The organism is Myxosarcina sp. GI1(2024), from assembly GCF_053543375.1.
In genome coordinates, this window is sequence record NZ_JBKGTY010000002.1 from 461443 (window position 1) to 486315 (window position 24873).

At 42.4% G+C, this 24873-nt stretch carries 31 protein-coding genes, 1 tRNA gene and 2 pseudogenes; 15 read left to right on the forward strand and 19 right to left on the reverse strand.

Annotation, left to right across the window (positions count from 1 at the left end):
• Together ACLFKQ_RS11200 and ACLFKQ_RS11205 are read left to right on the forward strand one after the other, a co-directional pair.
• Positions 1-1056 carry an ABC transporter permease gene (locus ACLFKQ_RS11200; protein WP_448999896.1) on the forward strand — a complete coding sequence of 352 codons (1056 nt, stop codon included), beginning with the start codon at positions 1-3 and terminating at the stop codon, positions 1054-1056.
• 6 nt (positions 1057-1062) lie between these two features.
• Positions 1063-1353, forward strand: coding sequence for a hypothetical protein (locus tag ACLFKQ_RS11205; protein ID WP_448999897.1), 291 nt, complete (start codon positions 1063-1065; stop codon positions 1351-1353).
• Between the two features lie 103 nt (positions 1354-1456).
• Here the strand turns inward: ACLFKQ_RS11205 and ACLFKQ_RS11210 are convergent, their stop codons facing one another.
• The gene (locus ACLFKQ_RS11210) at positions 1457-1798 is read right to left on the reverse strand and encodes a hypothetical protein (RefSeq protein WP_448999898.1); all 342 of its coding nucleotides are present in this window, start codon (positions 1796-1798) and stop codon (positions 1457-1459) included.
• 285 nt (positions 1799-2083) lie between these two features.
• Between ACLFKQ_RS11210 and ACLFKQ_RS11215 the strand changes: the two genes are divergently transcribed.
• Positions 2084-2953 carry a Tab2 family RNA-binding protein gene (locus ACLFKQ_RS11215; protein WP_448999899.1) on the forward strand — a complete coding sequence of 290 codons (870 nt, stop codon included), beginning with the start codon at positions 2084-2086 and terminating at the stop codon, positions 2951-2953.
• Between the two features lie 95 nt (positions 2954-3048).
• Here ACLFKQ_RS11215 and ACLFKQ_RS11220 read toward each other — a convergent pair whose 3' ends face one another.
• The 4 genes and pseudogenes from ACLFKQ_RS11220 to ACLFKQ_RS11235 form a co-directional block, all read right to left on the reverse strand.
• A complete protein-coding gene (locus tag ACLFKQ_RS11220; protein ID WP_448999900.1) occupies positions 3049-3396 on the reverse strand; it encodes a hypothetical protein in 348 nt (115 codons plus the stop codon).
• 23 nt (positions 3397-3419) lie between these two features.
• A complete protein-coding gene (locus ACLFKQ_RS11225) occupies positions 3420-3866 on the reverse strand; it encodes a transposase (RefSeq protein WP_449000342.1) in 447 nt (148 codons plus the stop codon).
• A 120-nt stretch (positions 3867-3986) separates the two neighbouring features.
• Positions 3987-4404: pseudogene (locus ACLFKQ_RS11230) on the reverse strand (IS110 family transposase); the annotation flags it as partial.
• Positions 4405-4987: 583 nt separating this feature from the next.
• Positions 4988-5239 (reverse strand): transposase, encoded by a 252-nt coding sequence (locus tag ACLFKQ_RS11235; protein WP_448999901.1) that lies wholly within the window; start codon positions 5237-5239, stop codon positions 4988-4990.
• A gap of 14 nt (positions 5240-5253) precedes the next feature.
• Between ACLFKQ_RS11235 and ACLFKQ_RS11240 the strand changes: the two are divergent.
• The 3 genes and pseudogenes from ACLFKQ_RS11240 to ACLFKQ_RS11250 all read left to right on the forward strand — a co-directional run.
• A pseudogene (locus ACLFKQ_RS11240) lies at positions 5254-5815 on the forward strand (IS701 family transposase); the annotation flags it as partial.
• A gap of 277 nt (positions 5816-6092) precedes the next feature.
• Positions 6093-7382, forward strand: a complete 1290-nt coding sequence (locus ACLFKQ_RS11245; protein ID WP_448999902.1) for a hypothetical protein — start codon at positions 6093-6095, stop codon at positions 7380-7382.
• Positions 7336-7794 carry a mechanosensitive ion channel family protein gene (locus ACLFKQ_RS11250; RefSeq protein ID WP_448999903.1) on the forward strand — a complete coding sequence of 153 codons (459 nt, stop codon included), beginning with the start codon at positions 7336-7338 and terminating at the stop codon, positions 7792-7794. The genes ACLFKQ_RS11245 and ACLFKQ_RS11250 overlap by 47 nt, the downstream gene beginning before the upstream one ends.
• Here the strand turns inward: ACLFKQ_RS11250 and ACLFKQ_RS11255 are convergent.
• From ACLFKQ_RS11255 to ACLFKQ_RS11265, 3 genes are all read right to left on the reverse strand, one after another.
• A complete protein-coding gene (locus tag ACLFKQ_RS11255) occupies positions 7685-8119 on the reverse strand; it encodes a helix-turn-helix domain-containing protein (protein WP_448999904.1) in 435 nt (144 codons plus the stop codon). The two genes, ACLFKQ_RS11250 and ACLFKQ_RS11255, sit on opposite strands and share 110 nt — an antisense overlap.
• A gap of 194 nt (positions 8120-8313) precedes the next feature.
• Positions 8314-8484 (reverse strand): helix-turn-helix domain-containing protein, encoded by a 171-nt coding sequence (locus ACLFKQ_RS11260; protein ID WP_448999905.1) that lies wholly within the window; start codon positions 8482-8484, stop codon positions 8314-8316.
• Positions 8485-8615: 131 nt separating this feature from the next.
• Positions 8616-10142 (reverse strand): TM0106 family RecB-like putative nuclease, encoded by a 1527-nt coding sequence (locus ACLFKQ_RS11265; RefSeq protein ID WP_449000343.1) that lies wholly within the window; start codon positions 10140-10142, stop codon positions 8616-8618.
• Between the two features lie 138 nt (positions 10143-10280).
• On the opposite strand from ACLFKQ_RS11265, the gene ACLFKQ_RS11270 reads away from it, so the two are divergent.
• From ACLFKQ_RS11270 to ACLFKQ_RS11295, 6 genes are all read left to right on the forward strand, one after another.
• On the forward strand, positions 10281-11474 hold the full coding sequence (locus ACLFKQ_RS11270) for an aminotransferase class V-fold PLP-dependent enzyme (RefSeq protein ID WP_448999906.1): 1194 nt from the start codon (positions 10281-10283) through the stop codon (positions 11472-11474).
• A 235-nt stretch (positions 11475-11709) separates the two neighbouring features.
• Positions 11710-12369, forward strand: coding sequence for an HAD family hydrolase (locus tag ACLFKQ_RS11275; protein ID WP_448999907.1), 660 nt, complete (start codon positions 11710-11712; stop codon positions 12367-12369).
• Positions 12370-12421: 52 nt separating this feature from the next.
• Positions 12422-13060, forward strand: a complete 639-nt coding sequence (locus ACLFKQ_RS11280; RefSeq protein WP_448999908.1) for a sigma-70 family RNA polymerase sigma factor — start codon at positions 12422-12424, stop codon at positions 13058-13060.
• 52 nt (positions 13061-13112) lie between these two features.
• Positions 13113-13553 (forward strand): hypothetical protein, encoded by a 441-nt coding sequence (locus ACLFKQ_RS11285; RefSeq protein ID WP_448999909.1) that lies wholly within the window; start codon positions 13113-13115, stop codon positions 13551-13553.
• A 28-nt stretch (positions 13554-13581) separates the two neighbouring features.
• A complete protein-coding gene (locus tag ACLFKQ_RS11290) occupies positions 13582-14085 on the forward strand; it encodes a Spy/CpxP family protein refolding chaperone (RefSeq protein ID WP_448999910.1) in 504 nt (167 codons plus the stop codon).
• A gap of 89 nt (positions 14086-14174) precedes the next feature.
• Positions 14175-14256: transfer RNA gene (locus tag ACLFKQ_RS11295), tRNA-Leu, on the forward strand.
• Between the two features lie 674 nt (positions 14257-14930).
• Here the strand turns inward: ACLFKQ_RS11295 and ACLFKQ_RS11300 are convergent.
• The 11 genes from ACLFKQ_RS11300 to ACLFKQ_RS11350 all read right to left on the reverse strand — a co-directional run bounded on the left by ACLFKQ_RS11300 (position 14931) and on the right by ACLFKQ_RS11350 (position 22843).
• On the reverse strand, positions 14931-15365 hold the full coding sequence (locus ACLFKQ_RS11300; protein ID WP_448999911.1) for a hypothetical protein: 435 nt from the start codon (positions 15363-15365) through the stop codon (positions 14931-14933).
• Complete coding sequence (locus ACLFKQ_RS11305) at positions 15352-15798, reverse strand: hypothetical protein (protein ID WP_448999912.1); 447 nt, start codon at positions 15796-15798, stop codon at positions 15352-15354. The genes ACLFKQ_RS11300 and ACLFKQ_RS11305 overlap by 14 nt, the downstream gene beginning before the upstream one ends.
• A 14-nt stretch (positions 15799-15812) precedes the next feature.
• Positions 15813-16748: a hypothetical protein gene (locus ACLFKQ_RS11310; RefSeq protein WP_448999913.1), complete on the reverse strand. Its 936-nt coding sequence runs from the start codon at positions 16746-16748 to the stop codon at positions 15813-15815.
• Positions 16749-16961: 213 nt separating this feature from the next.
• Positions 16962-17390 (reverse strand): hypothetical protein, encoded by a 429-nt coding sequence (locus tag ACLFKQ_RS11315; RefSeq protein ID WP_448999914.1) that lies wholly within the window; start codon positions 17388-17390, stop codon positions 16962-16964.
• Positions 17391-17553: 163 nt separating this feature from the next.
• The gene (locus ACLFKQ_RS11320; RefSeq protein WP_448999915.1) at positions 17554-17850 is read right to left on the reverse strand and encodes a hypothetical protein; all 297 of its coding nucleotides are present in this window, start codon (positions 17848-17850) and stop codon (positions 17554-17556) included.
• A gap of 41 nt (positions 17851-17891) precedes the next feature.
• Positions 17892-18335 carry a hypothetical protein gene (locus ACLFKQ_RS11325; protein WP_448999916.1) on the reverse strand — a complete coding sequence of 148 codons (444 nt, stop codon included), beginning with the start codon at positions 18333-18335 and terminating at the stop codon, positions 17892-17894.
• 79 nt (positions 18336-18414) lie between these two features.
• Complete coding sequence (locus ACLFKQ_RS11330) at positions 18415-18633, reverse strand: hypothetical protein (protein WP_448999917.1); 219 nt, start codon at positions 18631-18633, stop codon at positions 18415-18417.
• Positions 18634-18704: 71 nt separating this feature from the next.
• Entirely contained in the window at positions 18705-19022 is a 318-nt protein-coding gene (locus ACLFKQ_RS11335; RefSeq protein ID WP_448999918.1) for a hypothetical protein, read from the reverse strand.
• Between the two features lie 606 nt (positions 19023-19628).
• The gene (locus ACLFKQ_RS11340; protein ID WP_448999919.1) at positions 19629-20078 is read right to left on the reverse strand and encodes a hypothetical protein; all 450 of its coding nucleotides are present in this window, start codon (positions 20076-20078) and stop codon (positions 19629-19631) included.
• A gap of 464 nt (positions 20079-20542) precedes the next feature.
• Positions 20543-22627: an AAA family ATPase gene (locus ACLFKQ_RS11345; protein WP_448999920.1), complete on the reverse strand. Its 2085-nt coding sequence runs from the start codon at positions 22625-22627 to the stop codon at positions 20543-20545.
• 48 nt (positions 22628-22675) lie between these two features.
• Positions 22676-22843, reverse strand: a complete 168-nt coding sequence (locus ACLFKQ_RS11350) for a ribbon-helix-helix domain-containing protein (protein WP_448999921.1) — start codon at positions 22841-22843, stop codon at positions 22676-22678.
• 362 nt (positions 22844-23205) lie between these two features.
• Between ACLFKQ_RS11350 and ACLFKQ_RS11355 the strand changes: the two genes are divergently transcribed.
• The 3 genes from ACLFKQ_RS11355 (at position 23206) to ACLFKQ_RS11365 (ending at position 24871) form a co-directional block, all read left to right on the forward strand.
• Positions 23206-23514 (forward strand): hypothetical protein, encoded by a 309-nt coding sequence (locus ACLFKQ_RS11355; protein WP_448999922.1) that lies wholly within the window; start codon positions 23206-23208, stop codon positions 23512-23514.
• Positions 23515-23574: 60 nt separating this feature from the next.
• Positions 23575-24329, forward strand: a protein-coding gene (locus tag ACLFKQ_RS11360) for an IS5 family transposase (RefSeq protein ID WP_448999923.1) whose coding sequence is annotated in 2 segments (ribosomal slippage) — positions 23575-23895 and positions 23898-24329 — 753 coding nt in all. Because the reading frame shifts where the segments join, the coding sequence is not laid out codon by codon here.
• Between the two features lie 257 nt (positions 24330-24586).
• Entirely contained in the window at positions 24587-24871 is a 285-nt protein-coding gene (locus tag ACLFKQ_RS11365) for a hypothetical protein (RefSeq protein ID WP_448999924.1), read from the forward strand.
• Positions 24872-24873 lie beyond the last annotated feature (2 nt).

Genomic DNA, 24873 nt, shown 5'->3' on the forward strand with positions numbered 1-24873 from the left:
ATGAATAGTAGTAGAAGTATCACCAAGGGTTCAGATTCGCCACTTACCGGCATCAAGAGTTTGTTGACGGGCGAGACTACTCTATATATCTTCAAGCGACTGTTCCAAGCAGTTTTGACTTTGTTTTTGGCTTCTGCTTTATGTTTTGCAATCATTCAGCTAGCACCGGGTAACTACCTCGATACCTTAAGAGAAAATCCTCAAATATCGCCAGAAACGATCGCGCAACTGAATCAGCAATTTGGGTTAGACCAGCCTCCGTTGGTACAATACTGGCGTTGGTTAGTCAGAGTATTGACCCGCTTTGATTTTGGGACTAGTTTTGTTTACTTTCGTCCCGTCTCCGAGCTACTAATTTCTAGAATTCCCGCTACTTTATTACTCGCCGTCTCTTCAATTATTATTACCTGGACAATTGCAATTCCTTTGGGAATTATTAGCGCAGTCCATCAAAACAGTCTTTTGGATAAAGTTTTGCGAGTATTGAGCTATCTAGGTCAGGGTTTTCCTAGCTTTATTACCGCTTTGGCATTACTCATTTTTGCTCAGTACACTTCTCCTCTTTTTCCAGTAGGAGGTATGACCAGTATCTATCATCAGCAATTAACGCCCTTTGGTAAAATAATAGACATTGGTTGGCATATGATTTTGCCGACTATTGCTTTGAGTATTACTAGTTTTGCAGGGCTACAACGCCTCACTAGAGGACAACTGTTGGATGTCTTGCGACAAGAGTACATTCAAACCGCTCGTGCTAAAGGACTGCCCGAAAATAAAGTTATTTACGTTCATGCCCTACGCAATGCGATCAATCCTCTCATCACCATAATTGGTTTTGAATTTGCTAGTTTGTTGGGCGGTTCGTTTATTGCCGAGTTTTTCTTTAACTGGCCCGGTTTGGGTACTTTGACTCTTCAAGCAGTTACTGCCCAAGATAAATACTTAGTGATGGCTAGTTTAATGATGGGTGCGGCAATGTTAATTATTGGTAACTTGTTGGCAGATTTGCTCCTAAAAGCTGTCGATCCTCGGATTCAATTAGAAGATTTGAAGTAAATAAAAATGCTGTTACAAATTAATTATTTAATTCGTTCCAAACAAAATGGTAAATACTTAGTCGCCCGCATACCAAACGATCGCGCCGATGAGGTTAGCTATTTGCTATTATTTCAAGCCGATCACGAGGCTTTAAGTTACATCAACACTCATGGCAAATCTATGAGCGATCGCTTAACGGTAGAATCCGTTTCTCCCACTCAAGTTAAAGGAGTTCTGCAACGTTGGGGTTATCAGGGAATTGGCATCGTCAAAGATCCCCTAATTCCAGAAATTCAGTTTATGTCAAAGAGTTAGGGGGTTGCAGGTCATATAGTGCCAAACCGTCAAACTCGGTCAATGCTAAATTAAATTAATAGTGTTATTACCAAAAAATTTAGAAATTAAGAGCTGGAAATATTTAGACTTTATTTTTTTTGGGCTTAAAGAAATTTCTAATCGCATCCACGAAATTGCCCGGTCTTTCTTCTATAGCCAGTTTATCTTCAGGTGATGGCAAATTTTTGTAGCGATCGCACTTAGTCAAAAATTCTGTCAGCTTCTGGCGATTGTCCAAATTAGATTGACGCGCCTCTGTAGCAAACCGTGCGAGTTTGGTTTCACCAATATAAGTCAGCCATTTTTCAAAATCTTCTCCGATTAAATGTTGACTGCTCTCGGAGGGGAATTGCTGGCATAATTTAATTAAACCGTCGGCGTTATGAGCTTGTTGACCGTTAGCAAAGTAAAATGGTTCACTCATAATTTTTAAATATTCCCTTTGATAGATAGAGGCACAATCTCATCTTGCCATAGGTCAACCAAAATTGGCATCCATAAAATGATTTAAATGTGAACAGTACCTTATCATTTTAGGGCAGGGCTGACTTTCACTTCGTCAAAAATTAGTTCAAACTAAATCTTAAGTAGTAATTTTCGTTGCTTTTGCTACTACTAGAGTTTACTCCACTTCAAATTTGGCTGTTCGTCCACTAATCAATATACTCAATACTGTGAATATAAAAGCGATCGAGCATAATTAACCGCTATGAGTAAAACTATTTGGGAACTAGATTATTATTCTCGTCCAGTTCTAGATGATGAAGGTAAAAAGCTTTGGGAAGTTTTAATTTGCGAGAGTCCCACAAATTTAAAGCGATCGCCCGATACTTTATTTAAGTATGCTGAATACTGTTCGAGTAAGACAGTAAATTCAATTTGGTTGCGAGAAGCCATTGCCAGAGCGATCGCCAAGGCTCAAACTCCACCGCAAAAAATCCGTTTCTTTCGTCGCCAAATGAACAACATGATCGTTAAAGCTTGTGAGGATGCCGAGATCGTTCCCCTTCCCAGTCGTCGTACTTATGCTTTACAAAATTGGATTGAAGAGAGAATGGAACGAGTCTATCCCAATCAGACTGGGTACGATCCCCAAGCTGCCAAATCTATATCGGTGCAGTATCCCGTTTCCAATGCCGTTCCTCTCCCCGATGCGGTAAGGGGTGACAGGAGTGATAAATGGATGTTTGTCAATTTAGAAGCAGCTGCTTTTGACGAGATGGACGAATGGGAGATTGCATTTGAAGAATCTTTTTCCATATCCATAGCGGATGTTTCCCCCAGTACCAAAATTCCTGGCTTGATAATTTTTTCTCCCCGCGCCATTCCCCTCGCTGCTTGGATGTCTGGTTTGGAAATGGGTTTTTTAAAGCTCGAAACCGATATACGTCCTCAACTACAGTTAGAAACCGGTTTAAGTGACAGTTGGATTTTACTCAATTTAACCAATCGTGCTACTGTCGAAGAAGGTAAACAATTTGAAGCTGCAAAACAACAGGCTAACGGCGTACACTTTTTAGCGGTACAGTCTTCGCCTGACTCAGAATCTTTTGCAGGTTTTTGGTTGATGAAAAATTGATTGAATTAAAATCTGAACTAGATTCATAAGACCTCCTCTCCTCTGAAAATAAACTTGATCTTGAGGTAGGGTTATCAGTCAGGAGCGATCGCAGCTTAACCAGCTCCTTTGAGTTTAGGCTCCAGAGAGACTTGGTAGCCAAGTTTTTCAATGCGATGGCGTAAGCGATTGAGCATTTTGTCAGTACGATGCTGGTCTAGATAATTTTCCCCTAATTCTCTGTAAGGCTCCTGTTTCGATAAAATATGGTAAGCCGCCGTTAAAATCTTATGGGCAACAGCAATAATGGCTTTTTTTTGACCTCGGCGTCGAACCAAACGTTGATACACTGCTTTGAGATAGGTACCTTTATACCTCACGGCAGCGTGAGCTGCTTGAATTAAACCACTGCGTAACCAACGGTTGCCCTGACCAGTTCGACCAGAGTAACGCAGAAGGCGCACTTTCGTGATTACCAGGACAGAGTTTAGCCCACGAGCGCTAAGTGAGCTTCGCTTTTGAATCGACTCATGTCCATACCAATTTCCGCCAGCAACAACTCTGCGGTTTGACGTCCCACCCCAGGAATGGTATCCAATAAAACAACAGCCTGTTCCCAGCTCTGGGATAAATTTTCTAGTTGAGATAAGTTTTGTTCGGTTGACTCAGTTGAGAGCAGTGCATTTGTTACTTCCAGTTGTCCCGAGGTGGTCTGTGCGCGGATCTGTTCGCTAATTTGAGCATCAAAAACAGCCATTTGCTCTTCCAGGAAATCGAGATGAGTTAAGTGATTGGAAATTAAAAAGCGATGGTGTGAGCGCAGTTGACCGAAAAGAGCTTGTTTCAATTCCTGGAGTTTCCGACGCAAACGTCCCTTAGCTAATTCAGCCAAAGTCTGGGTATCTGTCTCCCCTTGAGCGATCGCCTTGAGCATTTTCCGAGCAGAGACACCCGTTACATCGGTGACTACGGAAGCAAGTTTCAGGTTGGCCCACTCCAGCACCTTCTGAAGACGGTTAATTACCGTTGCTCTCTCTCGGACCAGGTTAGTACGTTGGCGAGTTAAATCTCTTAAGTCTCGTTGAGGTAGGGGCGGGATCAAGCTGCCTCTTAATAAGCCGTGACGTAATAAATCGGCAATCCATTCAGCATCTTTAACATCAGTTTTACGCCCAGGCACATTTTTAATGTGTTGGGCATTGACCACCAAAACGGTGAAGTTGGCTATCTTTGAGATTGTATACTGGCTTCCAATATTCTCCAGTGCTTTCCATCGCCACATGAGTAATTCCATGAGCCAAAAGCCAGTCGGAAAGTGACAACAACTCTTGGGTCATGGTACCAAAGCTACTTGTTTGACGCACTGGTTCACTTCCTGGGTCGGCGGTGAGATAGCAAGCGACTACAGACTTCTTGTGAACATCTAAACCCGCACCATGATTGTAGTTAACTTCCATTTTGGAGTTCCTCATATCTAAAATGGCAGCTAATCAGATGCCCTTAATTAGAGATTCTCCTCTACGTGTTTCCTAAACTGAAGCTAGGTATCGGCATCCCGATCCGTCTGACTTTCAGGCTCCTAGCACTAATATCGATTCGACCTCTAGATCAACTAGATCAACTGCCTGGAAGGAAGTGTACCAGATTTTCATTTCTTTGTTGTGCGCGATCGCGCATGGTGTCTGACTTGAAAATAGAAGCTGAAACAACGCAAATTCGTTGAGGACTCTATTTTCATTCTTGGGTTGTGAACGCTAGTTCATGGCATCTCTCTTGCATGAATCAGGCGATTGCGCTCCGCGCAGTGCCAGAGGCGATCGCTAAATCTAAACCGTAATTATACAACCCAGCAATTAGGTTAAAGCGTAACCCAAACCGACGGCGACGATTACGATATGGGTAAGCGAGAATCCAAAAAATTTTCAAGCAGCGAATGATATGAAGTCCGTTTGATTAGTTCTAATTAAATTGCTGTTGTCAAACTAGACTGTGGCCACCAAGAAAAATTAGTAATATCAAATCCGTTTAAATGCCCAATTAAATTCAATCTTCAGGTCACCAATGATAGTTAGTCAATCCTCGAACCAATTTTGGCTGCCGAAGTAAAGTACGGCATCGTTGAACGATAACTTCCTCCAAACCGTCGAGATTGTCAAAAGTTTGATTGGCGAGCGCTTCGTTGGTCAAAGGCCATAACCTTTCGGCTGGCTGAAGTTCTGGAGATTTGGGCGGCATCCAAACTAAATGTATGCCTTGAGGAACTGTTAAATTTTGGCTAACGTGAACAGATTCTCTGTCAAGTGCCAAAACTACTCGTTAGTTGGTTCAGTGCTCTAGACAATCTCAAGTTAATTCGCAGTTATGGCTGGACTTGGTTGACTCGACTGAAGCGCAATCGCTTGGTCAATCCCGAGCGCCTTGGCAATCGTCGAGTAGACGAAGTTAACTTGAGTGAAACGGGAACTATTGTTCATCTCAAAGGTTATGGCTTGATTAAGTTATTCAAGTTAGTTGCCATAGACAAGGACACGGGTGCTGAATTTAGTTCAGCACCGTGAGCTGTCCGTTGGTGACATTGATTACTGGGCTACTAATAACCTACAAATGAATCCCCTTCAAAGATTGCAGTATGCTGAGTTTGAATGAGCGCTCGAAGAGTATCATCGAGGACTCAAGCAATGTTGCGGAGTCGAAAAGGCTCAAGTACTCTCTTCTCGCGCTCAGCGCAACCACATTGGTTTAGCAATTCGTGCCTTTTTACGTTTAGAAAATCACTGGTTCAACACGGGCATCAGTTGGTATGAAGCCAAAATTAGTATTGTCCGAGAGGCGGTTTGTTCCTATTTGGCTTCTCCTTGGTTAACTCTTTCACCAACTGCGTAACTCCTGAGAGTTTATCTGTCGCTTAAAAGAAAATCAGAGAAAAGATAAAAGGCATAGCAATTTTTGGATAGGTTTATACGGTAGTTTGTGGATTGAGAATTTTCAAATGTGTCACTGTTGGGTTGAACGACTAATGATACTTACTCCTAATAAGCTGCCTTTTTATCAACAGGGTATCAGAGCTAAAAAGCTTATCGTTTCATCCTTTTGACTATGTTGCCACCCCGTGAGGCCCTGAAGGACGCTTACAATGAAAGGTAAAATCAATTCAAAGTCTATGTCTATTCTTAGAGCTCGACTCTTAAGCTTTATCCTGGCATTTTTACTAGCTCTAGGAATAAGCTTTGCAGCAGGTCAACCTGGCTCAGCCCAGTTTTTACTATTAGAAGATTTGACCCTAGAAGACACCGCCGACCCATCGTCTGGAGTCACTCGCTACGGCAATATTGAAGCGATCGTGGTCAAATCTCCCCTGAGCAGTCGAAAATTATTCACAATCGCCTCACCCACCGTTTACGATCGTAGCCCCGATAGCATTGGTGAGCAAATGCCTGTAGAGCAGCGGGCCGCAGCAATCCAGGATAAGCTCTTGCTTTTAATCAAGCGCCCTATGGACCCAGAGTCCTTGGTGTTCGAGGTATCTATGCTCCACAATTTACCGGTTATCGACGTTAGAGACGCCGAATTTCCTGAACCTCTAATTCTAGCAACGGTTACAGAATATGATGATAACTACGCTGGCGTACCGGTAGATGAGCTAGCGATGAAATGGCGCGACGCCTTGGAAGAGGATCTGCGCAGCGGGCTCGAAAATCTGCCCGAAAGCAGACAGCGGGTCAACACTATTGTTTCTTCCCTAATAATTTTGTCGGTGGTTGTATTTGGCTTAAAATTTGCGATTTCGCGACGCCAAAAACAGCTTCGACAGCGCAAAAAAGTCATTAACGCCGAAGTAGAGCACGCTTCTTCAGCTGAAGAATTCCAAACCAAAGCCAGTCCAGAGACTATCCGCAGACAGGTTGAGCAAAAGCGAGCTAATCTTCTGCGGGAGCTACAGCAGACCTCTACCCTAGACCGCCGACTCTCAATCCTAGACTTTATCCAGTGGCTGCTGTTTTGGCTCGTTATTTTAGCTTGGTATGGCGGGGTAGCTTGGGTAGCTTGGGTATCTCCCTATATACTGCTTAATTCTCCCATTGGTGAGCCGCTTAAAGTCATTGTCGGCCTGCTCTCTGTTTGGTTTTTTATAGGTCTTGCCATTCGAATTAGCCGTCATCTGATTGACCACTTCGCCACCGAACGAGAAGGGCTATATTTGGGAAATCTGATGGCGTTTGGGGATATCAAGCGTCGTAATTTGCGGGTTTTAACAGTTGCTGTTGCTGATTGGGATCCTGTTGGCTCTGCACTTTCTAAAGGTCTCTACCGTGTCGTTGATCGCCATCACCAGTGTGGCGGGTCTAACAATTACATTTGGCTCGCAAAACTTGGTGAAAGACCTGGTAAATGGCTTGTTTATTTTGGCGGAAGATCAGTATGCGGTTGGCGATGTGATCGATATTGGTAGCGCCGCCGGTTTGGTCGAAAACTTCAACCTGCGGATTACCCAACTGCGCAGCGACAACGGTGAGCTGGTGAGCATCCCCAACAGCAGCATCACCCAGGTAAAAAATTCAACCCGTAACTGGTCGCGGGTATCTTTCAGTATTAATGTGGCTTATGAAGCTGACCCTGACAGATGCCTGGATGTGCTTAAAGAAATGGCCCAAACATTTTACAACGACCCCGAATGGCACAGCACAATGTTGACCGAACCGACAGTGCTGGGTATCGACAGAATTTCTAACAAAGGTATGATCCTCAAGACCTCTATTCAGACCGAACCAGCGCAACAATGGGCAGTCGGTCGCGAATGGCGTCTCCGCATTCGCCGGGCCCTGCCCAAGCATGACATCGCCATCGGGAGCGAGGAGCATTAGCAGACGTAAAACCCGGCATAATGGAAAAAATTGGTGACTGAAAAGAGACTGAACGTAAGGCATATCCTTGATTTTGATGTCGGCGATCGCTTAATCCTTGCGCTCCTGATTGGTTATAGCGACTAGCTAACTGATAAATCCATTTTGTACTATAGCCAGTAATACTACTTACTTCTGGCACAGTTTTACCACTAGCTAAAAGCCAGATGATTTGATAATGAGAACGTTCCACTGGGTCACTACTGTTTCGATAACGCTGTTTTAGTTCTTCTGAACTCAAATAAAGCTTCAAAATGAGTGATTTTGGCATCGATTCAAGTCCCATTGATAGTTGCAATTATTTTAGAACAAATCAATAGGACGCTCAATCGGACTTTCGCCCACATCCACAATTACTGCTGACCATTCCCTTTCAGAAGATGAAAGTCCTTTTGTTCCTGGCAAACTGAATTTCCTTGATTTAATTAATCGCTCTTCTACTCGATGAACTATTCTGCACACTGTCGATTCATGAACTCCTCATGACTGAGCTATGTGAAAATAAGTTCGATACTCTCGCCAATACTCTAAGGTCATTAATAATTGGTCTTCGATACTCAGTTTTGGTTGACCGCCTCTTGTTCTCGATTCAGGTACTTGTTGCTTTAATAGCTCTACCAATCTTTTTAAACAGTTGAGGCTTGACCCCACATAAACGCTTAAATTCTTTGGCTCTCAAATTTTTGATTTGTTCGTAGGTCATATTTTTATTCGCGATCGCGCTACTGTCCTACTTTTCTCATTTTCTGACTATTCATGCAAGAGGTCTATAGAAAGCTTCACTACTTAACTTTTTCTGTTAAGGCTAAAAAATTTACTAGCCAGTCTTTAAGATGATAGGTAGCCAGACAATCATCTTCGTTGTAGCGCAAAATTAACTCTAACCAAGCGCGATCGCCTGTAGCCAACCAGTTATCATACCAACAGACACTAAGATCGCCGCTAGACTCAGTTTCGCGCCAGTTGAACCCGATCCAGTTAGCTAGAGATTTTAAAGAATAACTTTCGACGGGAAAAACTACCGACTCCATTATTTGCTGGTGCAAATCTACAAAACGAGAAAGTAGAGCTTTAGATTCTGTTTTAGAAGTTCCGTATAATTTTGCCAATCGTTTGACGGTATCTACCTCATATTCGGAATAGTGAAAGATTGGCGCGTCTGGATATTGAGAGACAAAATTCCAAAACTGCTGCCAAATTTTGCCTTCATCTTCGAGACTTTCGGCTAAAAAACCATAAAACTGCTGTTTGTCGTGAATGCGATCGACCACTAAAACTCCCAGTAAATAATCAATTTGGCGTTCTGGTTCGGCTTCGATATCGAAATAAAGCTCGATTGCCCCAGTAGGAAGCAATATATTATTGTTGTGGCAACTATAACTCGATCTTAGTATGGCTCGCTGCTCGATAATTGCTGTTACCTGTTGTCTCAAGCGATCGGCACTATCGTCATCCATAATCTCTTCAAGCTGGGATGGTGCAACTGCGGCTAGAGATTTTAAACTATTAACTCCCATTGCTTGTAAATATTGATAGCGTTTGGGAGTAATTCCAGGAACTAGGGACAGATGCTGCTGAGCATGAGCCACACTATAACAGTAAGTATACCAATGGCAAAGACTGCATTTTTGTCGAGAAATAAATACTTCTGGTTGAGCTTTTACCGCCAAGATTTGCAAGCAATCAGCTACAGTCAGCTGCATTTTAGGTAGCCAGTATTCTAAATTAATGCTGTAATCGTTACTTTGACGCAAAATTAACTGAGACTTCAGAGGTACTGCTTGTTGAATGGCGGCTAGAACTTGTCCGTTATAGGCAGCAATTAATTTATATTCTGGTTTGGGACGACGACCTAGTTTGATATTGACGGGTATATATTGCCAATTGCCAAATTTGGAAAATCCGGGCTGTTTGAGCAGTAAAGTGGGAGTAGCCAAAAAGGTTAAATTGCCCAAGACACTTTCCCAGTCGTCACTATATCCTAGCTCACTAATATTGCGATCGAGTTGCGATCGCCATTCCGTGCAGTTAATCGCTAAAATGCCACCATAAATACAATCTACTCCCTCAGCCATCAAAGCAACTGTTTGTTGCGAGTTGAGTTGCCAATCTTGCCTCGATACCTCAGGTTGTTGGTAAGTTTGCGATCGCGCTGCCAAAACCTGATGTATGTGAGTTTGATTTTCTCTTTTTAATTTAAGTAAAAATTCTTTTTCTGGATCTCGTCGCTCTCGATTGCCATAAATATCCAAGAAAGTGCGGCGGCGACAGCGTTTGTAATTGAGTAAAAGATGGTCTGTTAACAGCATTGTTTCGTTACCAACCAATACCGAATATGAGGTTGCCATGCCAATGCTGGATTTTTTGCCAGTTGATGTCGATCGACTGCTGTTGTCTTCTCCAAGTCGAGATATACTAACAAGGGTTCGCTACCGAGCTACTTTAATATGATTAATAGTTTACCCAAAATAGATTTAAAAAAACACCGAGAGCAATTTCCAGGACTTAAAAATAAATTTTATTTTAACTTTGGCGGTCAGGGTACCATGCCTCAAGCTGCGATCGAGGCAATTTTAGAAACTCATCAATACATTCAAGAAGTAGGACCTTTTTCAGAAAAAATTAATGCTTGGCTGAATCAAAGAGCGGCATGGTTGCGTCAGTCATTGGCAGAGGAATTGGGTACGATGGCGGCAACTATTACTCTAACTGAAAATGTAACTGCAGGCTGTAATATCGCTTTGTGGGGAACCAATTGGCAGCCTGGCGATCGCCTGTTGATGACGGACTGCGAACATCCCGGAGTCATTGCTACGGTTGAAGAAATTGCGCGGCGTTTTCAAGTAGAAATTGCTATCTGTCCGATTTTAGATACTCTCAATGGCGGAAATGCGGTAGAAGTCATCCAAGAGCATTTGACCTCTAATACTCGTTTGGTAGTTTTAAGTCATTTACTGTGGAATACAGGACAGGTATTGCCCTTAAAAGAAATAGTCGAAGTTTGTCATAACTATCCCGCCAATCATCAACCGATTCGCGTCTTAGCAGATGCAGCACAGTCTGCAGGTTCTCTAGCTTTAAACTTGCCAGAATCGGGGGTAGATTACTACGCTTTTACGGGACACAAATGGTTTTGTGGTGCGGCTGGAGTTGGTGGACTTTATATCAGCGAAGCCGCATTCGCTCGCTTGCAACCGACTTTTATTGGTTGGCGCAGTGTAGAAACTAATTCTCAAGGGCAACCCGCAGCCTGGAAACGCGACGGACGCAAGTTTGAGGTGGCTACTTCAGCATATCCCGAATATGAAGGATTGCGTAGCGCGATTGCCGTTCATCGCAGTTGGGAAACTCCCGAAGAACGTTACCGAGCTATCTGTAAATCTAGTCAACAGTTATGGGAAAGCCTACAACAAATCTCTCGGGTTAGTTGTTTGAAAAATTCTCCCCCCCAAGCAGGATTGGTTTCTTTTCAAATAGCCAACATCGAACATAAAAAGATAGTTGGTTCTCTAGAAAAGCAAGGATTTTTCTTAAGGACGATTGCCAACCCCGACTGCATTCGCGCCTGCGTTCATTATTTAACCTTACCAGAGGAAATCGAGCGTTTGGTTGGGGCAATAAATAATTTAATCCAGGGTTAAGTTCGTTCCCGAACATTTTTGGGTAGTATTTCCTGTTGATGGTTAAGAGTCGATCGTCGAGACAATTTACGACTATTTGGTAATAATTGTGACACAGTTGCTTATCCTCACTTTAACGGCATAATCGCTCCTGCCTACTCTCTATCATCTGCTTAGAATCAATCTCTAGCTTTTAGAGGATGATTAAAAAATTAAATAGAGTTTTAATCGAGATTGGCACTCGCTCGCAAATTCAATGATTAAAGCGATAATTTTCGATTTAGATGGTACCTTAGTCGATTCGGTTGACTTGCACGCCCAAGCTTGGGTAGAAGCATTTAAACAATACGGTTACGATTTTTCCTTTGAAACGCTAAGACAGCAGATTGGTAAAGGTAGCGAATATATTATCGGCGAGCTACTTTCTCAGTCGGAATACGAAAAGTTTTATGACGATATTTCTAGCTACCGCAAACAATATTATCAAGAACATCTTCTCGCACGGGTACGTCCTTTTCCTAAAGTTAGAGAATTATTTGAAAAGATCGAAGAAGACGGTAAAAGAATAGTTTTGGCATCTTCTGCCAGACAAGAAACTATCGAACACTACAAGCAGATACTCAAAATCGAAGATTTAATCGAAAGTGCTACTTCTACAGACGATGTAGACAAATCCAAACCAGAACCAGATATTTTTATCGCTGCCTTAAGTAAACTTGATGGTATCGACAAAAGTGAAGTAATTGTGGTCGGAGATAGTCCTTATGATGCGATCGCCGCAGCTAAAGTTCCTCTTCGTACTATTGGCGTTCTCTGTGGCGGCTTTAGCGAGAAAGAACTAACAGAAGCAGGATGTTTCGCTATTTACCGAGATCCTGCCGATATGCTATCTAAATATTCTCAACTGCCTTTTTGAACCAAAAGTACTGAACTTAAGTCTATAAAACAAAACTAAATATTTAACGAACATGATTGAGGTGTTCGCTAGCCAACAAGCTAGCTCAAAAGATTTAAAATCTCTCCATAAGCTCGATTCTAAAACTGAATTAGAATTAATTTTACGCTGTCAACGAGGCGATCGCGCCAGTTTTTATTTGCTCTATCAATGCTATCAGCAACGGGTGCGTTCGACTCTCTATCAATTGTGTGGTGGTTCACTTTTAGACGATCTCGTACAAGAAGTATTTATCAAAGCTTGGAAAGGTTTACCTAAACTCAGAAAAAACGAACATTTTGCCACCTGGCTGTATCGTATTTGCTGGAATGTGGCGATCGATCGTCGACGCAAACTAGCAAAAAATCGCGAACGGGGCAATCTTGTCGAACTAGCTTCATATGAAGAAGAATCTAACTCACCCAATAGCTCGAGTAACCTTCAAACTTCTCCCGATATTATGCAGCTACACTATCAAGATTTAGTACAGAGAGGCTTAGAGAATTTAAGCTTCGATCATCGTGCAGTTCTAGTGTTACACGATTTAGAAGATCTGCCGCAAAAACAGGTCGCTAAAATTTTAGATATTCCCATAGGAACCGTAAAATCTCGGCTGTTTCACGCGAGAAACTCAATGAAAAACTTTTTAATCCAGCAGGGGATCTCGCTCTAATTACTCGAGATTAATCGTCAACTAAGCTTTTTTTTTAATAAAATGATAAATTATGTCTGTACCTCCAAATAACCGCAATCGGAAATTTGTTGATTTTCTACGAGATAATCGTCCTGCCGCTCCCAATCCTAAAGCAGACCTCGATCTGCAACTGATGGAAAAACTGAGTCAAGAACCTAGAGAAAAGGCGCGATTGCACTTCGATTATCGGTGGGGAATCTATAGCGCGATCGCGGCTGGCTGTTTATTATCTGCAGCCAGTTTAAGCTTCAAAAAACCTCAATTAGCTGTAGAAGCGATTGAATTAGAGGAGTTTCTGGTCAATAGCTGGAACGAAACTTTAAAAGCTAGGAGTTTGGAAATCTTAGAGGAACCAGAAATGGATTGGTTGTTGCCTAAGCTACAGCCAGCTCATGAATCTGCCGAAGGAAGCTCCGGCAGCTCTCTCGAGCAAGCTTCACCCCAGCCAGCTCTATCAGTATCTGCTCGCTAAATATCTCTAGCTGTCTCAGAGAAAAATTATGCTTAGATGGCAACATTTACTGTTATCGGCTTTAGTTGTACCTCTCGCTGTTGGAGTTGTATTCACCCTGCCGACTTCCGCTCCAATAGTTGATTCTAAATCCGAAAAAGTGAATTCTGCTTCTATTTCAACTGTAAATTCTCCCCATCAGAAGCTCCGAAAAAATAAAGACGATCGAGACAATAGCGCTAAAAGTTTATTAGAACAATTAAATCTTACTCTACAACAAAAACAGCAAATTAACCGCATTCGTCGAGACTACCAACAACAAATAGGTAAGCGTAAAGACAAGCTCGAATCACTTCAGCAACAACTATCACAAATGATGGCAGGAGCACAACCCGCAGCGTTAGTTCGGCTCAAAAATCAAGAATTAATTGTGTTGCGTCGAGAAATAGAACAATTGCGCTTTGAGAGTATGTTGGCGGCCAGAGAAATACTTACCTTACCACAGCGTCAAAAATTCATGGAAATTGTCAAAGATCGTCGTCAGCAGCTTTAATCTATTGCACTGTAACTCTCAACCGCGATCGCGATGCAAAACTCTAGCGCGAGATGTAAATTGTGTGATAAATTAAAGATCGCCATCATGCGGATGTGGTGGAATTGGTAGACACGCACGCTTGAGGGGCGTGTGGCTCACGCCTTGCGAGTTCGATTCTCGCCATCCGCATATCTCCGTATGTCAAAAACAGCGAGAGTTACAGGTTTGCGACAAGGACGTTAATAGCTGCTTTTACTCAGATTTTACTCAAAGTAGGACAGTCCCTAAATAATGGTCAAGAATAAGCAATAAATATATACATAAACAAGCGTAGCGAGTGCTACTTCATACAAAAATTCCCACTTACTTTCTACTGCCCCCAGTAGTTTGTAGGTGGGTCTTTTCGCGTAGGAACTTCGTTCCGTTGAGGCTTCGCCTCGCGTATAATGAATAACTTTAAAAACTTAGTAACGCATACTGCGTAATGCTTATAAGTTATACCTCTTTATTCTAACCCTTTAAATAGCTGAAGGTTGCTTCCGTACTCGGCTAGCCAGTAATAATAACTGTCCCCTAAATCGAACCATTCGCCTCTGATTCTTCGGTGGGACAATGTGTAATGTGTAATGTAAAAATAATTTTACGTCTTGCGCGTGAAACTCAAAGCAATAAATAACGTGGGCTAAGGATAACTCTTCTGCATTTCCTGTCTGGAGTGCTAGAAGCCGCTTAACAGAGTCAACCGTTGTAAGTCCTATCTTGAATGCGTCTGTATCTCCTTGACGGATAAAGTAGACATATTCCAAGTCAGACTCTAAACAATCATAGTCGTACCCTGGTAAGTTTACCCACTTCACAACCTTCTATCCTCGCTCTACCAATCCTGCACGAACTAATAGAGCCATACCAAAGTTAAGCCTATCTTCCTGCTGTAGCCAGCTATGTAAACGGTCTTTAAGGGACGTACCAGTTGATATCTTACTGATGTCGCATCCACTTTTCTCTAGGGTGTATAACGCTTCAACTAGGATATTCACGCAAGCCGATAGCTCTTTAGCCCGTAGGTTAAGAATGTAAGTAGAAATAATGTCTATAAGCTCATCACTAAATTCCTCAGCTATCTGCTTCTTACGTTTAGCCTCGGCTTCACGCTCTAACTCCAAGGGGGTCTTCTTAGGTCTATGGCTAAGGTGTCTGTCTATCTCCTCCCGTAGCGTCATCGCCCTACTTACAGGTAAAGGTTGGGCTAACTGCTTGGGTGTCTCATCTGGTTGTTTACTTGTCTTATTTGCTGGCATTTTCTAACTTCTCCAATATCAAGTCAAATTTCTTATTCATGCGCTCCTCTAACTGGGACACTTCAATTCTGGTGAGCTCCAGGGCTTCTCTATTACGTCCCCTTAGCGTCTCTAGTCTTTCGGCTTCACGTTGAGCGGCGGCGTTATTCCTAGCGTCCTCTCTGGCTTGTGCTGACCTTTCTTTAGAGAGTTTTACCATTTGTTTAATTTTTGCGTGCTCCTCCGCAGACATCCTATCCATTGGGTTAATGTAGGGTCTTCTTTGGTCTTCGGCTTCCCACGCCTCCAGAGTTAAGCGACGCTTTCTGTCTCTATCCTCTTTCTCTCTGGCTCGACGCTTCGCCATTATCTCTTGAGCGGTGTGGCGGCTTCCGCGTCTGACTTCCTCTTTTTGTCCTTCTCTTAGCTGGTTAAAGTCTATTACTTCAGTCATTGGTATCTACTCCTTTATTTAACTAGTCCTAATTGATAAGCTCTCAGAATTCTGTCCGCGTACTTGGCGTAAGTTTCTTGGGACATATTGTCTATTTCAGCCTGGGTAAACGTGGGCATCTTTGACCGCTGTTGTTGTCGTTGCTGCTGCTCACGCTCTTGAGCCTTCATGTCTTGACGCATACGGTTGTAGGCAATTCTAAACCTCTCACCCTCATCTTTAATAGATAGGAGATGGTCAGCTTCATCATTACTAATTGTCTGAAACCATGCCTCAGTAGCATCTATCATTCTGTTAACCGTGGCTTCATCAGTCTCGTAATACTCCATCAACTCAGGATAGATATCAACACTTTCTCCCCCTGCTTCTTCACCTTCGGGTGTTGAGGTGGGGGTTTTTTCTTGTGTCTCAACTTGTACAGGACTGTCCTGGGCAGATGCTAATTGACCTTCGTAGTACTTGCTAGCAGCTAATAACTCAGCCGTTGATACTCCAAAGGTCTGGGACATCATGTCAGTAAACTGTTGGTCAACTCCAGGTAAACCACCGATATCTGCTAATTGCTCTAGAGTGCCGTCGCTAGCTAACTGCTGATAGTACCGCTTGAAGCCTTCATCTCTTCTCAGTCTGTCTGTTAACTCAGTGCCCATCTGTATGTATTGGTCGGGGCGACTAGCTCTAACCTGCTCCGCGTTTAGCATGCTAGGCATTGGCTCTGGAGTCATCGAGGTTTGTCCCTCATCCCCTATCGTGTAACTCTGGTTACTACGAGTAGTAACTCTATACCCATCAGCCGAAGCACCACTGTAAAACGGCTCACTAGCAGCCCCGTTGTTTCCTTCCTGACTGTTATTACCTGCTTGAGTTTCAACAGGCTTTGCTGGGCTTTCTGGTGGGGGTGTTTGAATAACTTCCGCCCGTCTTCCGTAATAAACGTTTTCTTCACTCATCTGCGTATCCGTTAAACCTCCGTTGGGACTTGGTGTAAATTCCTCTCCACTTGGTCAATAACTCCTCTATATCCTCCTTTAGCTCTTCGTCTAGACACTTCATTTTAGCTGCCTCCAATTTATTTAATGAGGACTGGAGTAGCTTAAACCTCGGTGTTTCGTGGTGTTGAAACTTGTATCCAATTACTATGTTGTCGTTGTTGCTCATGATGTTTAAAAGGGTGCTGATGTGTTTGTAATTTGTTGGAATAGTTTGCGTGCTTCCCCGACTTTGTTTTTATACACGAGGTTGGAGTGCTTCAAATTCTCTACTTCCTGCTTCAACTGCTGACGTTGTTTAATTAGCTCTGTTGGTGTCCCGATAGCGTTTACTAGCTTGTCTGCCCGAAAGTCCAGAGGGGCTAAGTTATGCTCTTTTCTGGCATATGAGGTTAAGACTCTTCTCGCCACTTCAGCCATTGAACTACTTTCAATCTGGGCTACTGCCTCAATCATCCTCTTGAACTCATTAGAACAAGGGGTATGTAAGTAAGTCCTTTTACCTAGTATCTTTTCCTCTTCCTCCTTAGTCTCTAACTCCTCTTTGTAATCCTTTAGCTTTTTCTCGTACTTCAGCTTATTAGCTCTGCTTAGTTTTGCCATATAAGTGTGATGTATTAACGACCATTACCGTTACATCATAACATTTTATAGGGGTACGAAGTTGTATGCTAGGGGGGACATGCAGAGTAGCAATTGTAAATAAAAAACCCCTTTGCCTAATTTCGTGCTTAGGTTTAGGAGTTGCATGAGGATTGGATGTATATCAACACATAGCGTTTAGCGTGTCTTCTGAGGGACAGTACCATTGATACTCATCGTTCATCAGATAGAGTTCCTCATTATTCATAGTAAAATTGTACTTCTTGTCAGTCTTAAATCCTTTCTCTGTGGTTAGGTAATTAAATACTGTGTCCCATAACTTTCTAAATACTGAAGCTTGGTAAATTCTCTTACCGTCTAGACGCGCACAGCGATTAGTTACTATTGCTGCTTGGTCATAGCCGTAGCCACACCTCACCAATACACTTATCAGATGTTCGCCCGTTGGCTCATCATTCACAATAAACGAAACAATATCGCCAAGGTCAACGATTATGTTACTTAGTCTTCTATCAGCCATTCTAAGGGTATCTCCTCGCCTTCGGCGTACCTAAATCCATGCTGTTCTGCGAACTGTCCATAAGACATTGTCCCGTCTTTACGTACTCGCCGCGACGCATTACGAAACAACAACCTATAATCCGTGTCTCTCTTGGCATCTCTGCCCATCGTCATGTTGTTTAGGATGTCCTTTTTACGTTTCTCAATAGCTAAGAGCTTGTTGCGAGTGTCAGCGTTCATTCTGTCGATAACACTAACTAAAACTATCTTTCCTCCTGCTGTTGTGAACATTAAGTCAGGTATCCAAACTTGCTCATAAACAAGCCCAAGCATAGTGTTAAGCCGTACATCTCCACTAGAGTTCGCTATAACGTTCTTAGTGTAGGTAGTACGCCTGTTAGCTGCTGCTTGTTGATACTTGTTAAGCCGTGTTGTTAATTTCATTAGTCCCCGTATAAGCTCTTAATCTTGATGTAGTTCAGGCTACCACTACTACTAAACGCTGATACCGAACTATTCGCAGTTAAATCAAACCTAATGGGGGACACTCCAGCAGGGATAACACCCCATTACTAGCCGAAGCTGTTGAACCATCTAGGCTTAAGTACACGCTAGCCGTCTCTGCACTTACTATAATGCCGTTCGCTCCAGTTAGGGAGATACTTACAGCCGTTGATAGGTCTGCCTCTTGTCCCTGGTCTACTACCTGTATCTTGTTCGCTGGTACTCCGATATATGACATTTACTTTTGTCCTCCTGTACTTAATTGGTTGGTCTTACTGAATTGCATTACGAAAGTAAAGCTCATTTAATTCACCTCCTTCTTTTACTGAATCTTCTTTGGTCAATAGTCTTTTTAATTAGCCTGTTAAGCCACATCATCTTTAATATCCCCTGTTTTTTTAGTCCCTCAGTTTCGCGTGTATTCTGGGACACTAAGGAGTTGCCTTTGATAGCGTCCATCTTCACACGCAAAGCGTCTGCATCTAACTCTCTGGCAACCTTAAAGCTGTTCTGCTCTTGTTGTCCCTTCATCCTCATTTGCTTCGCTCTGGCGTTCTCATTGGTCTTACGCTGTAAAAATAACTTATGCTCTTTTCCGCTTAGACCGTGACCATCTTCATAACTCATGTAAAACTCTACAAGTATTGATAAATAATCATTATAGCATCGTACCTCTATAAGCTAAATGGCTTTGCAGCAGTTTTAAATACGCGGGATTCTTCGTTTTTTGCTACAAAAATTTTGTTACTGAGGTACAGATATATACAGAACCCGTTACCCCCGTTAGGCGAATAAATAGCAGGTGTGCTGGAGGGACTTTTTCTGTGGGCTGTGGGCTAGAGAAAGAGGGATAGTTCCTGTAATAGTAATTACCAGGCTCAGTGATAAGAGGTATTACTGGTATCACATAACACTAGAGCTAGCGTACTATGCGTAGATACAGCCGTAATTGCGCCAGATGTAGTGCAGCGTCTACGACGGATAGAAGTAGTAGAGGTACGAATTACAAGAAGATTATGAAAGAAGAATGGTAGAATTCACCATGACCAATAGATGAACAACTGTTCATATGTTTTTTATAAGCATCGCTGATACGCCACTACTTTGTCTGTAGGTATTTGATAAGAGAAAAGAGAGGATGTACTGATAGCCCAGCGTGAAGGGGGTAATTAGGCGTATTAGGTATACATCAGGGATTTAGCCATTTACAACAATCAAGCGGTTTTAGCAGCGTTAAGAAGCGAGAGCTTCGCTACTCTTATTAAAAGCGAGGTATGCTTCTTGAGGTTGATAGTTAACTAACACTGGCATCTCAACGATAAGAAATGAAGAGTTATAAACAAGTACAACGGGTAACTGTATCTCTTCTTTTCCATGAACTCTATAAGCTTGGCGATAGGTAGTAAGTGCTGTTAAGAATAAATCCTTTTCTTTCTTAGTAGCACCGAGCATAAATAGCTGTTGTACTGCTTCATCCTTGGTAGGTAAACTAGTCCTAAACTTTAAGTGTTCTTCATTAGTGAATGGGTCGATGATAACGTGACTCTCAGGAAAGATGATAAACAGAGCGTTATTGCGATGAGAGAATAGCTGCTCACGATATTTATTAAACAGTTCTTGGCTGTGGGTACTAACCCAATTGTGTAAATAAAGTAAACGCTGACAGTCTTTAGTCAAATACATTGGTTATTCTCTCTCTTCTTAGTCTGTGTTTCTAATTATAGGGGAAATATAGGTACAAAATTAAACTGATTAGTTATCGTAATGTATAGCTGACAAGGGTTTGGGACTATTTTATTTAACTGATGACATAACGTGATACTGGGTCACTTCGTTTCTTCACTCGTCAAACTGTCGTTTAACTCCCTCATCACTTCGTTTGTGTTCTCCACAGAAAAGAGGGTAATTTCGTCTGTATTCCTTACTAAGTATACATCCTGTAACTGATTTTTTACTGATTTTAAACTGATGAGTCGTCAGTTTAACGGGAATACACGCCAAGCACTAATCAGTTTAAACAGATACTCATCAGTTAGGTCATCAGTTAGCCATCAGTTTGGAAACCCTTGTCATGTAAGGGATAGAGGCTTAAATGATGAGAAAAAGTTGGGGAACACGATTTAACTCATCACTTAATCAGTTAGAAATTAGAAGGGTACATTATCAACATCAAGTGACCACTCATCATGCAAACTCTGACGGTCAACTAACTTATCCCATTCCTCGGCTGACGTGCTATTAACTAGCTCATCAATGGCTATCTTTTGCTGCTTTTTTTGTTCCATGACCTCATCAGCGACAGAAGAAACAGGAGAAGGTATGAAGTAAACCCAACCATTCTTTTTATCAGGGTCACGTTCTTTATTGATAGTCCCATCACTAGCGAGTGAACGAGTCAACGCCCTAACAGTGCTATTACTAACACCAATATGTTTAGCCAGTTCAGGGTTATCAAATCTTCTACCTGGGTTGTTTTGAAGTACGGCTACTACTTTATCTCTATTGCTGCTGAGTTCTTCTAAACTACGGGACAACTCAAGAGTAGGAGTAAAGCAGCCTTTCTCGTACCACTCATCAAACCCGTTAGTGATGTCTAATTCATAAAGTTTATGGGCTATATGTCCCTCAAAGCGTAGCTCACGTACACCACTAGGTTTAACTGCTAAGTGCCATCTAGCATCAACACGGGCGGGGATTAAAGCACTACCTTTAACCTTGCCTTGGCTGTTGGTTTCCTTAGTCTTATTGTCGTGATGGATAACTATTCCTGTGGTCTTTAAGGTTTCAAATATCTCCTTCAATGGTTGGAGTACCTTAGTAGCTATCTCGTCCTTATTGACATCAATAGTAGTAAGTGTGGTCAATGAGTCGAACACTACTAGAACAGGTTGGTAATGTTGGATAGTCTTCTTAAGCTTTTCCATATTTTGCGGCAGGGTAAGGGAATTAAACATAAGATAATTACTCCAAATCTCATCGCCTAATACATCCTTATCAAAGCCCCTGTATTCTAAATACTCTCTTGTTTTCTCTGCCCTGTCGGTGTCGATGTGCATTACTAACCCTTTCTCTACTGGATGCCCTAGAAAGTCTTGACCAGACATAACCGACATCATAAGGTCAAGCATCAATAAAGTTTTACCTGCGGATGACTCACCGTGTAATAGGTTTAACTGTCCTTTTGGTAGTAGCTCACTAACGAGATACTTACGGTTGTTCCTTTCCTCTCGTTCCTTTTCAAAGTCAATAGGTACTAACAGACCATCATCATCAGTTACATCACCAGTGTTACTAGTTACATCAACGTTGACATTACTTGTGTTGTGTACACTGCTGTCAACCTCAGTGTTACTCACGGTGTTAATGTGTCCACTAGCAGTACAACTAACAGGGTCAATGTTCTTAAGTACACGGTCTAGTTTATGTGCTGTGCCTTGTACCTCTGCCACACGCTGAACCAGTGCATCAGCCTCGGCAGGGTCTAAGCCTCTTTCGTTTACGTGACCTTGTATCTCTTTGTATGCGGCTACTGTCGCTTGGCTACCGTCATCTTGTTTACTGTTCAGTGCGTCCTGTGTTGCTTGATTAAATTTGCCTTGGTCGTACATTCCTAATAGTCCCTCCAATTCATATCCTTCTAACGTTAGTAAACCGAATGTATACTCATCTAGTAGTGCGTATCCAGTAGTAGGAGCATTAACAACCATCTGATGCTCTCCGCGTAATTCGCCTATCTTTTCTTTTCCTGCTACATCAGGGACAATATAGTTATCTATCTCCTTTTCTTCTGATAACGGGGACATCAATTTAATCGGTATATGATAGCCACCGCTAGGGGTACGCTCGACACGCACACCGTTAAGCCTATCCCCTAACCGTCCCTTAAAGAAATTGAATACAGCCTCGGCGTGTTGGTCGATATCAATGTATCTAATAGTGTTCGTGCAGCGAGTACCCACGCCAACCGAATCATTAATGAACCATTCAGGCTCGACTGTTTCAGCCTCCTTCCAAGTAGCAAACCTAAACTTGCCACGCTCATTAAAGTAACTAGGTGCTTTTCCTCGGTGATACACTGGCTTATTATTTCTAGGCTCATAGAAGGCAACCTTACAAAGTACACCTTTATCATCTAATATTGCTTCTCCTTCCATTGCGTCTAGTGGGACTACAGGTAAGGGTAACAACCCCATTGATTCTATCCAGTCTATTTGTTCTTGTCGTCTAATCATTTCTTTTTCCTTTTACTGAAACACAAAGCTCACGCCCTACAAAAATTTTTATCTCTTGGGTAGTTCTCCTGACTCTTCGGCTCTTTCTATACCGTCCTGTATTAGAACCTCAGCCATATTTGCCATAGAACGGCTTTGAATATTAGCTAGTCTCTGTAACTTTATCTTCAAGTCTTCAGCGAGATACACCGAGACTTTAGGCTTTTGCGTTGACATAACTTACTTTATCTCTCTGTTAGTCTAATGTACGTTACCATCCTAACATTTGCTGTCTTTTTCCGCTTGAGTAGCTTCAGTAATTCATAGTTTTACAATCTGTTACCAAATAATTTTATTCTTGCACCATAAGCTTTTGAGTTACTTATACAAAACTTTCTCATGAAAATAGCTGACACTGTCGCTAGAGTACGTTACTATAGATACATGGTTGAGTAAGGGGCAAGAGAGAAGCCCATCCACCACACAGCACCCAGACAACCAAATAAACCGAGTAGCCGCCGCGAATGAAGAGTAACGGTGACGATAAGAGCAAAAAGTTAAACACACAAACACCGACACATTTTCAAAAGGACAAAATTATGAAATTCCACAAGGACTATTACAGAACCAACAATAACGACCTATTAGACGCTGACATGATTAATGGGTTGACCTATAAGCAGCTACAAACATGGCTTAAGAAGCATCCATTTAACGAGTTCTGCCAGGTCAAGTTAAACAGTAAGGCTATAGTTCTACGGTCGGAATTGGCGGAGATTATGGACGAAGTAGAGAAACAACGCCATGAGTTCACAGAGTTCCTACAACTAATTCAACAGTACAAGGATTGTAGATGGGACATTCTCTATTCTGCTAATGGAGATAGTGACGACCCTAGGTTCTGTTGACGTAAAGAGGCAAAGATAAGAAAGTACCTGAAGTTGCTGATTTTAGTCAAAAAATTCTTCATGAAATCTCGTGTTAAGTTGGACGATTCTGCTTGGCAGCAAATTTTCGTTGTTCTGAGCCACCAACAAGACATCCGTATCAAAGACCCCAAAGCTTGTCGTCGTTTTCTGAATGCGGTTCTCTGGATTACTCGCACAGGTGCTCAATGGCGTGAATTACCCAAACGTTTTGGCAACTGGAACAGCCTCTACAAACGATATCGGCGTTGGTGTCAGAAGGGAGTTTGGCATCGTCTCTTGCAAGAAATGTCCCACTCTGCTGACTTAGAAAGTTTAATTCCCGATAGCACCATGATTCGTGCTCATCCCTGTGCAGCAGGAGCAAAAGGGGGTCAGAAAAACACTCTTTAGGAGGTTCTTGTGGCGGATTTAGTACCAAGTTACATGCTGTGGTAGATGCGTTGGGCAATCCGCTGCGGTTGCTTCTGACTCCAGGGCAAACCGCCGATATCAGTCAAGGAGAGGCATTGGTGGCTGGTTATCGAGCTCAACAGGTAATTGCCGATAAAGGCTATGATTGTGATGCTTTTGTGGTCTTGATTGAGGAAACTGGTGCTCAAGGCGTGATTCCGCCTCGTTCTGGTCGCCTCAACCCTAGAGATTACGATTCACATCTGTACAAGGAGCGACATCTAGTTGAGTGCTTTTTTAACAAACTTAAATACTATCGTCGCGTTTTCAGCCATTTTGACAAAACTGACGAATGTTATTTGGGATTTGCCGAATTTGCTTCGACTTTAATTTGGTTGCGTTAATTGTGTCAACAGAACCTAACAACCTAATGCTCACTCTCAACACGCTAACCGTAGAGATTGCAGAAGAGATTCAATCACTTGTAGAAGAGATGAACCCCTGTAGCAGTGACGCTAGCTTATTCGCTGACCTTATTAATCACTCACTAGCTGTTGTTGATTGGGAAGAGATAGCCGAGAGTTATCTAGAAAGTAAACCACGTGACCTGGGACAAGTCCTAAAACTGTCCTGTACACACACTTACAACCAATTAAACATCATGGATGACGACACATTAAGACTATTGACTATGGCAGTTAACAAGGTATGTATTGAGCTAATAGAAAAAGGTAGACCTCAAGATGAGTCCGACTATGACTTTTTAGTTCAGTACCTACGCAAAGCCAGATTTAAAAACAAAGAAATTGCAAAGCTTCTAACCACTGAATTAGATAGTCTAACCAACATACACGACAACGTTATGACTAACGGTCACTACGTACCACCAGAAGACGAAGACGACGAAGAAGACAAACTACTAAACGAGATTTTTGGCAACGACTAATA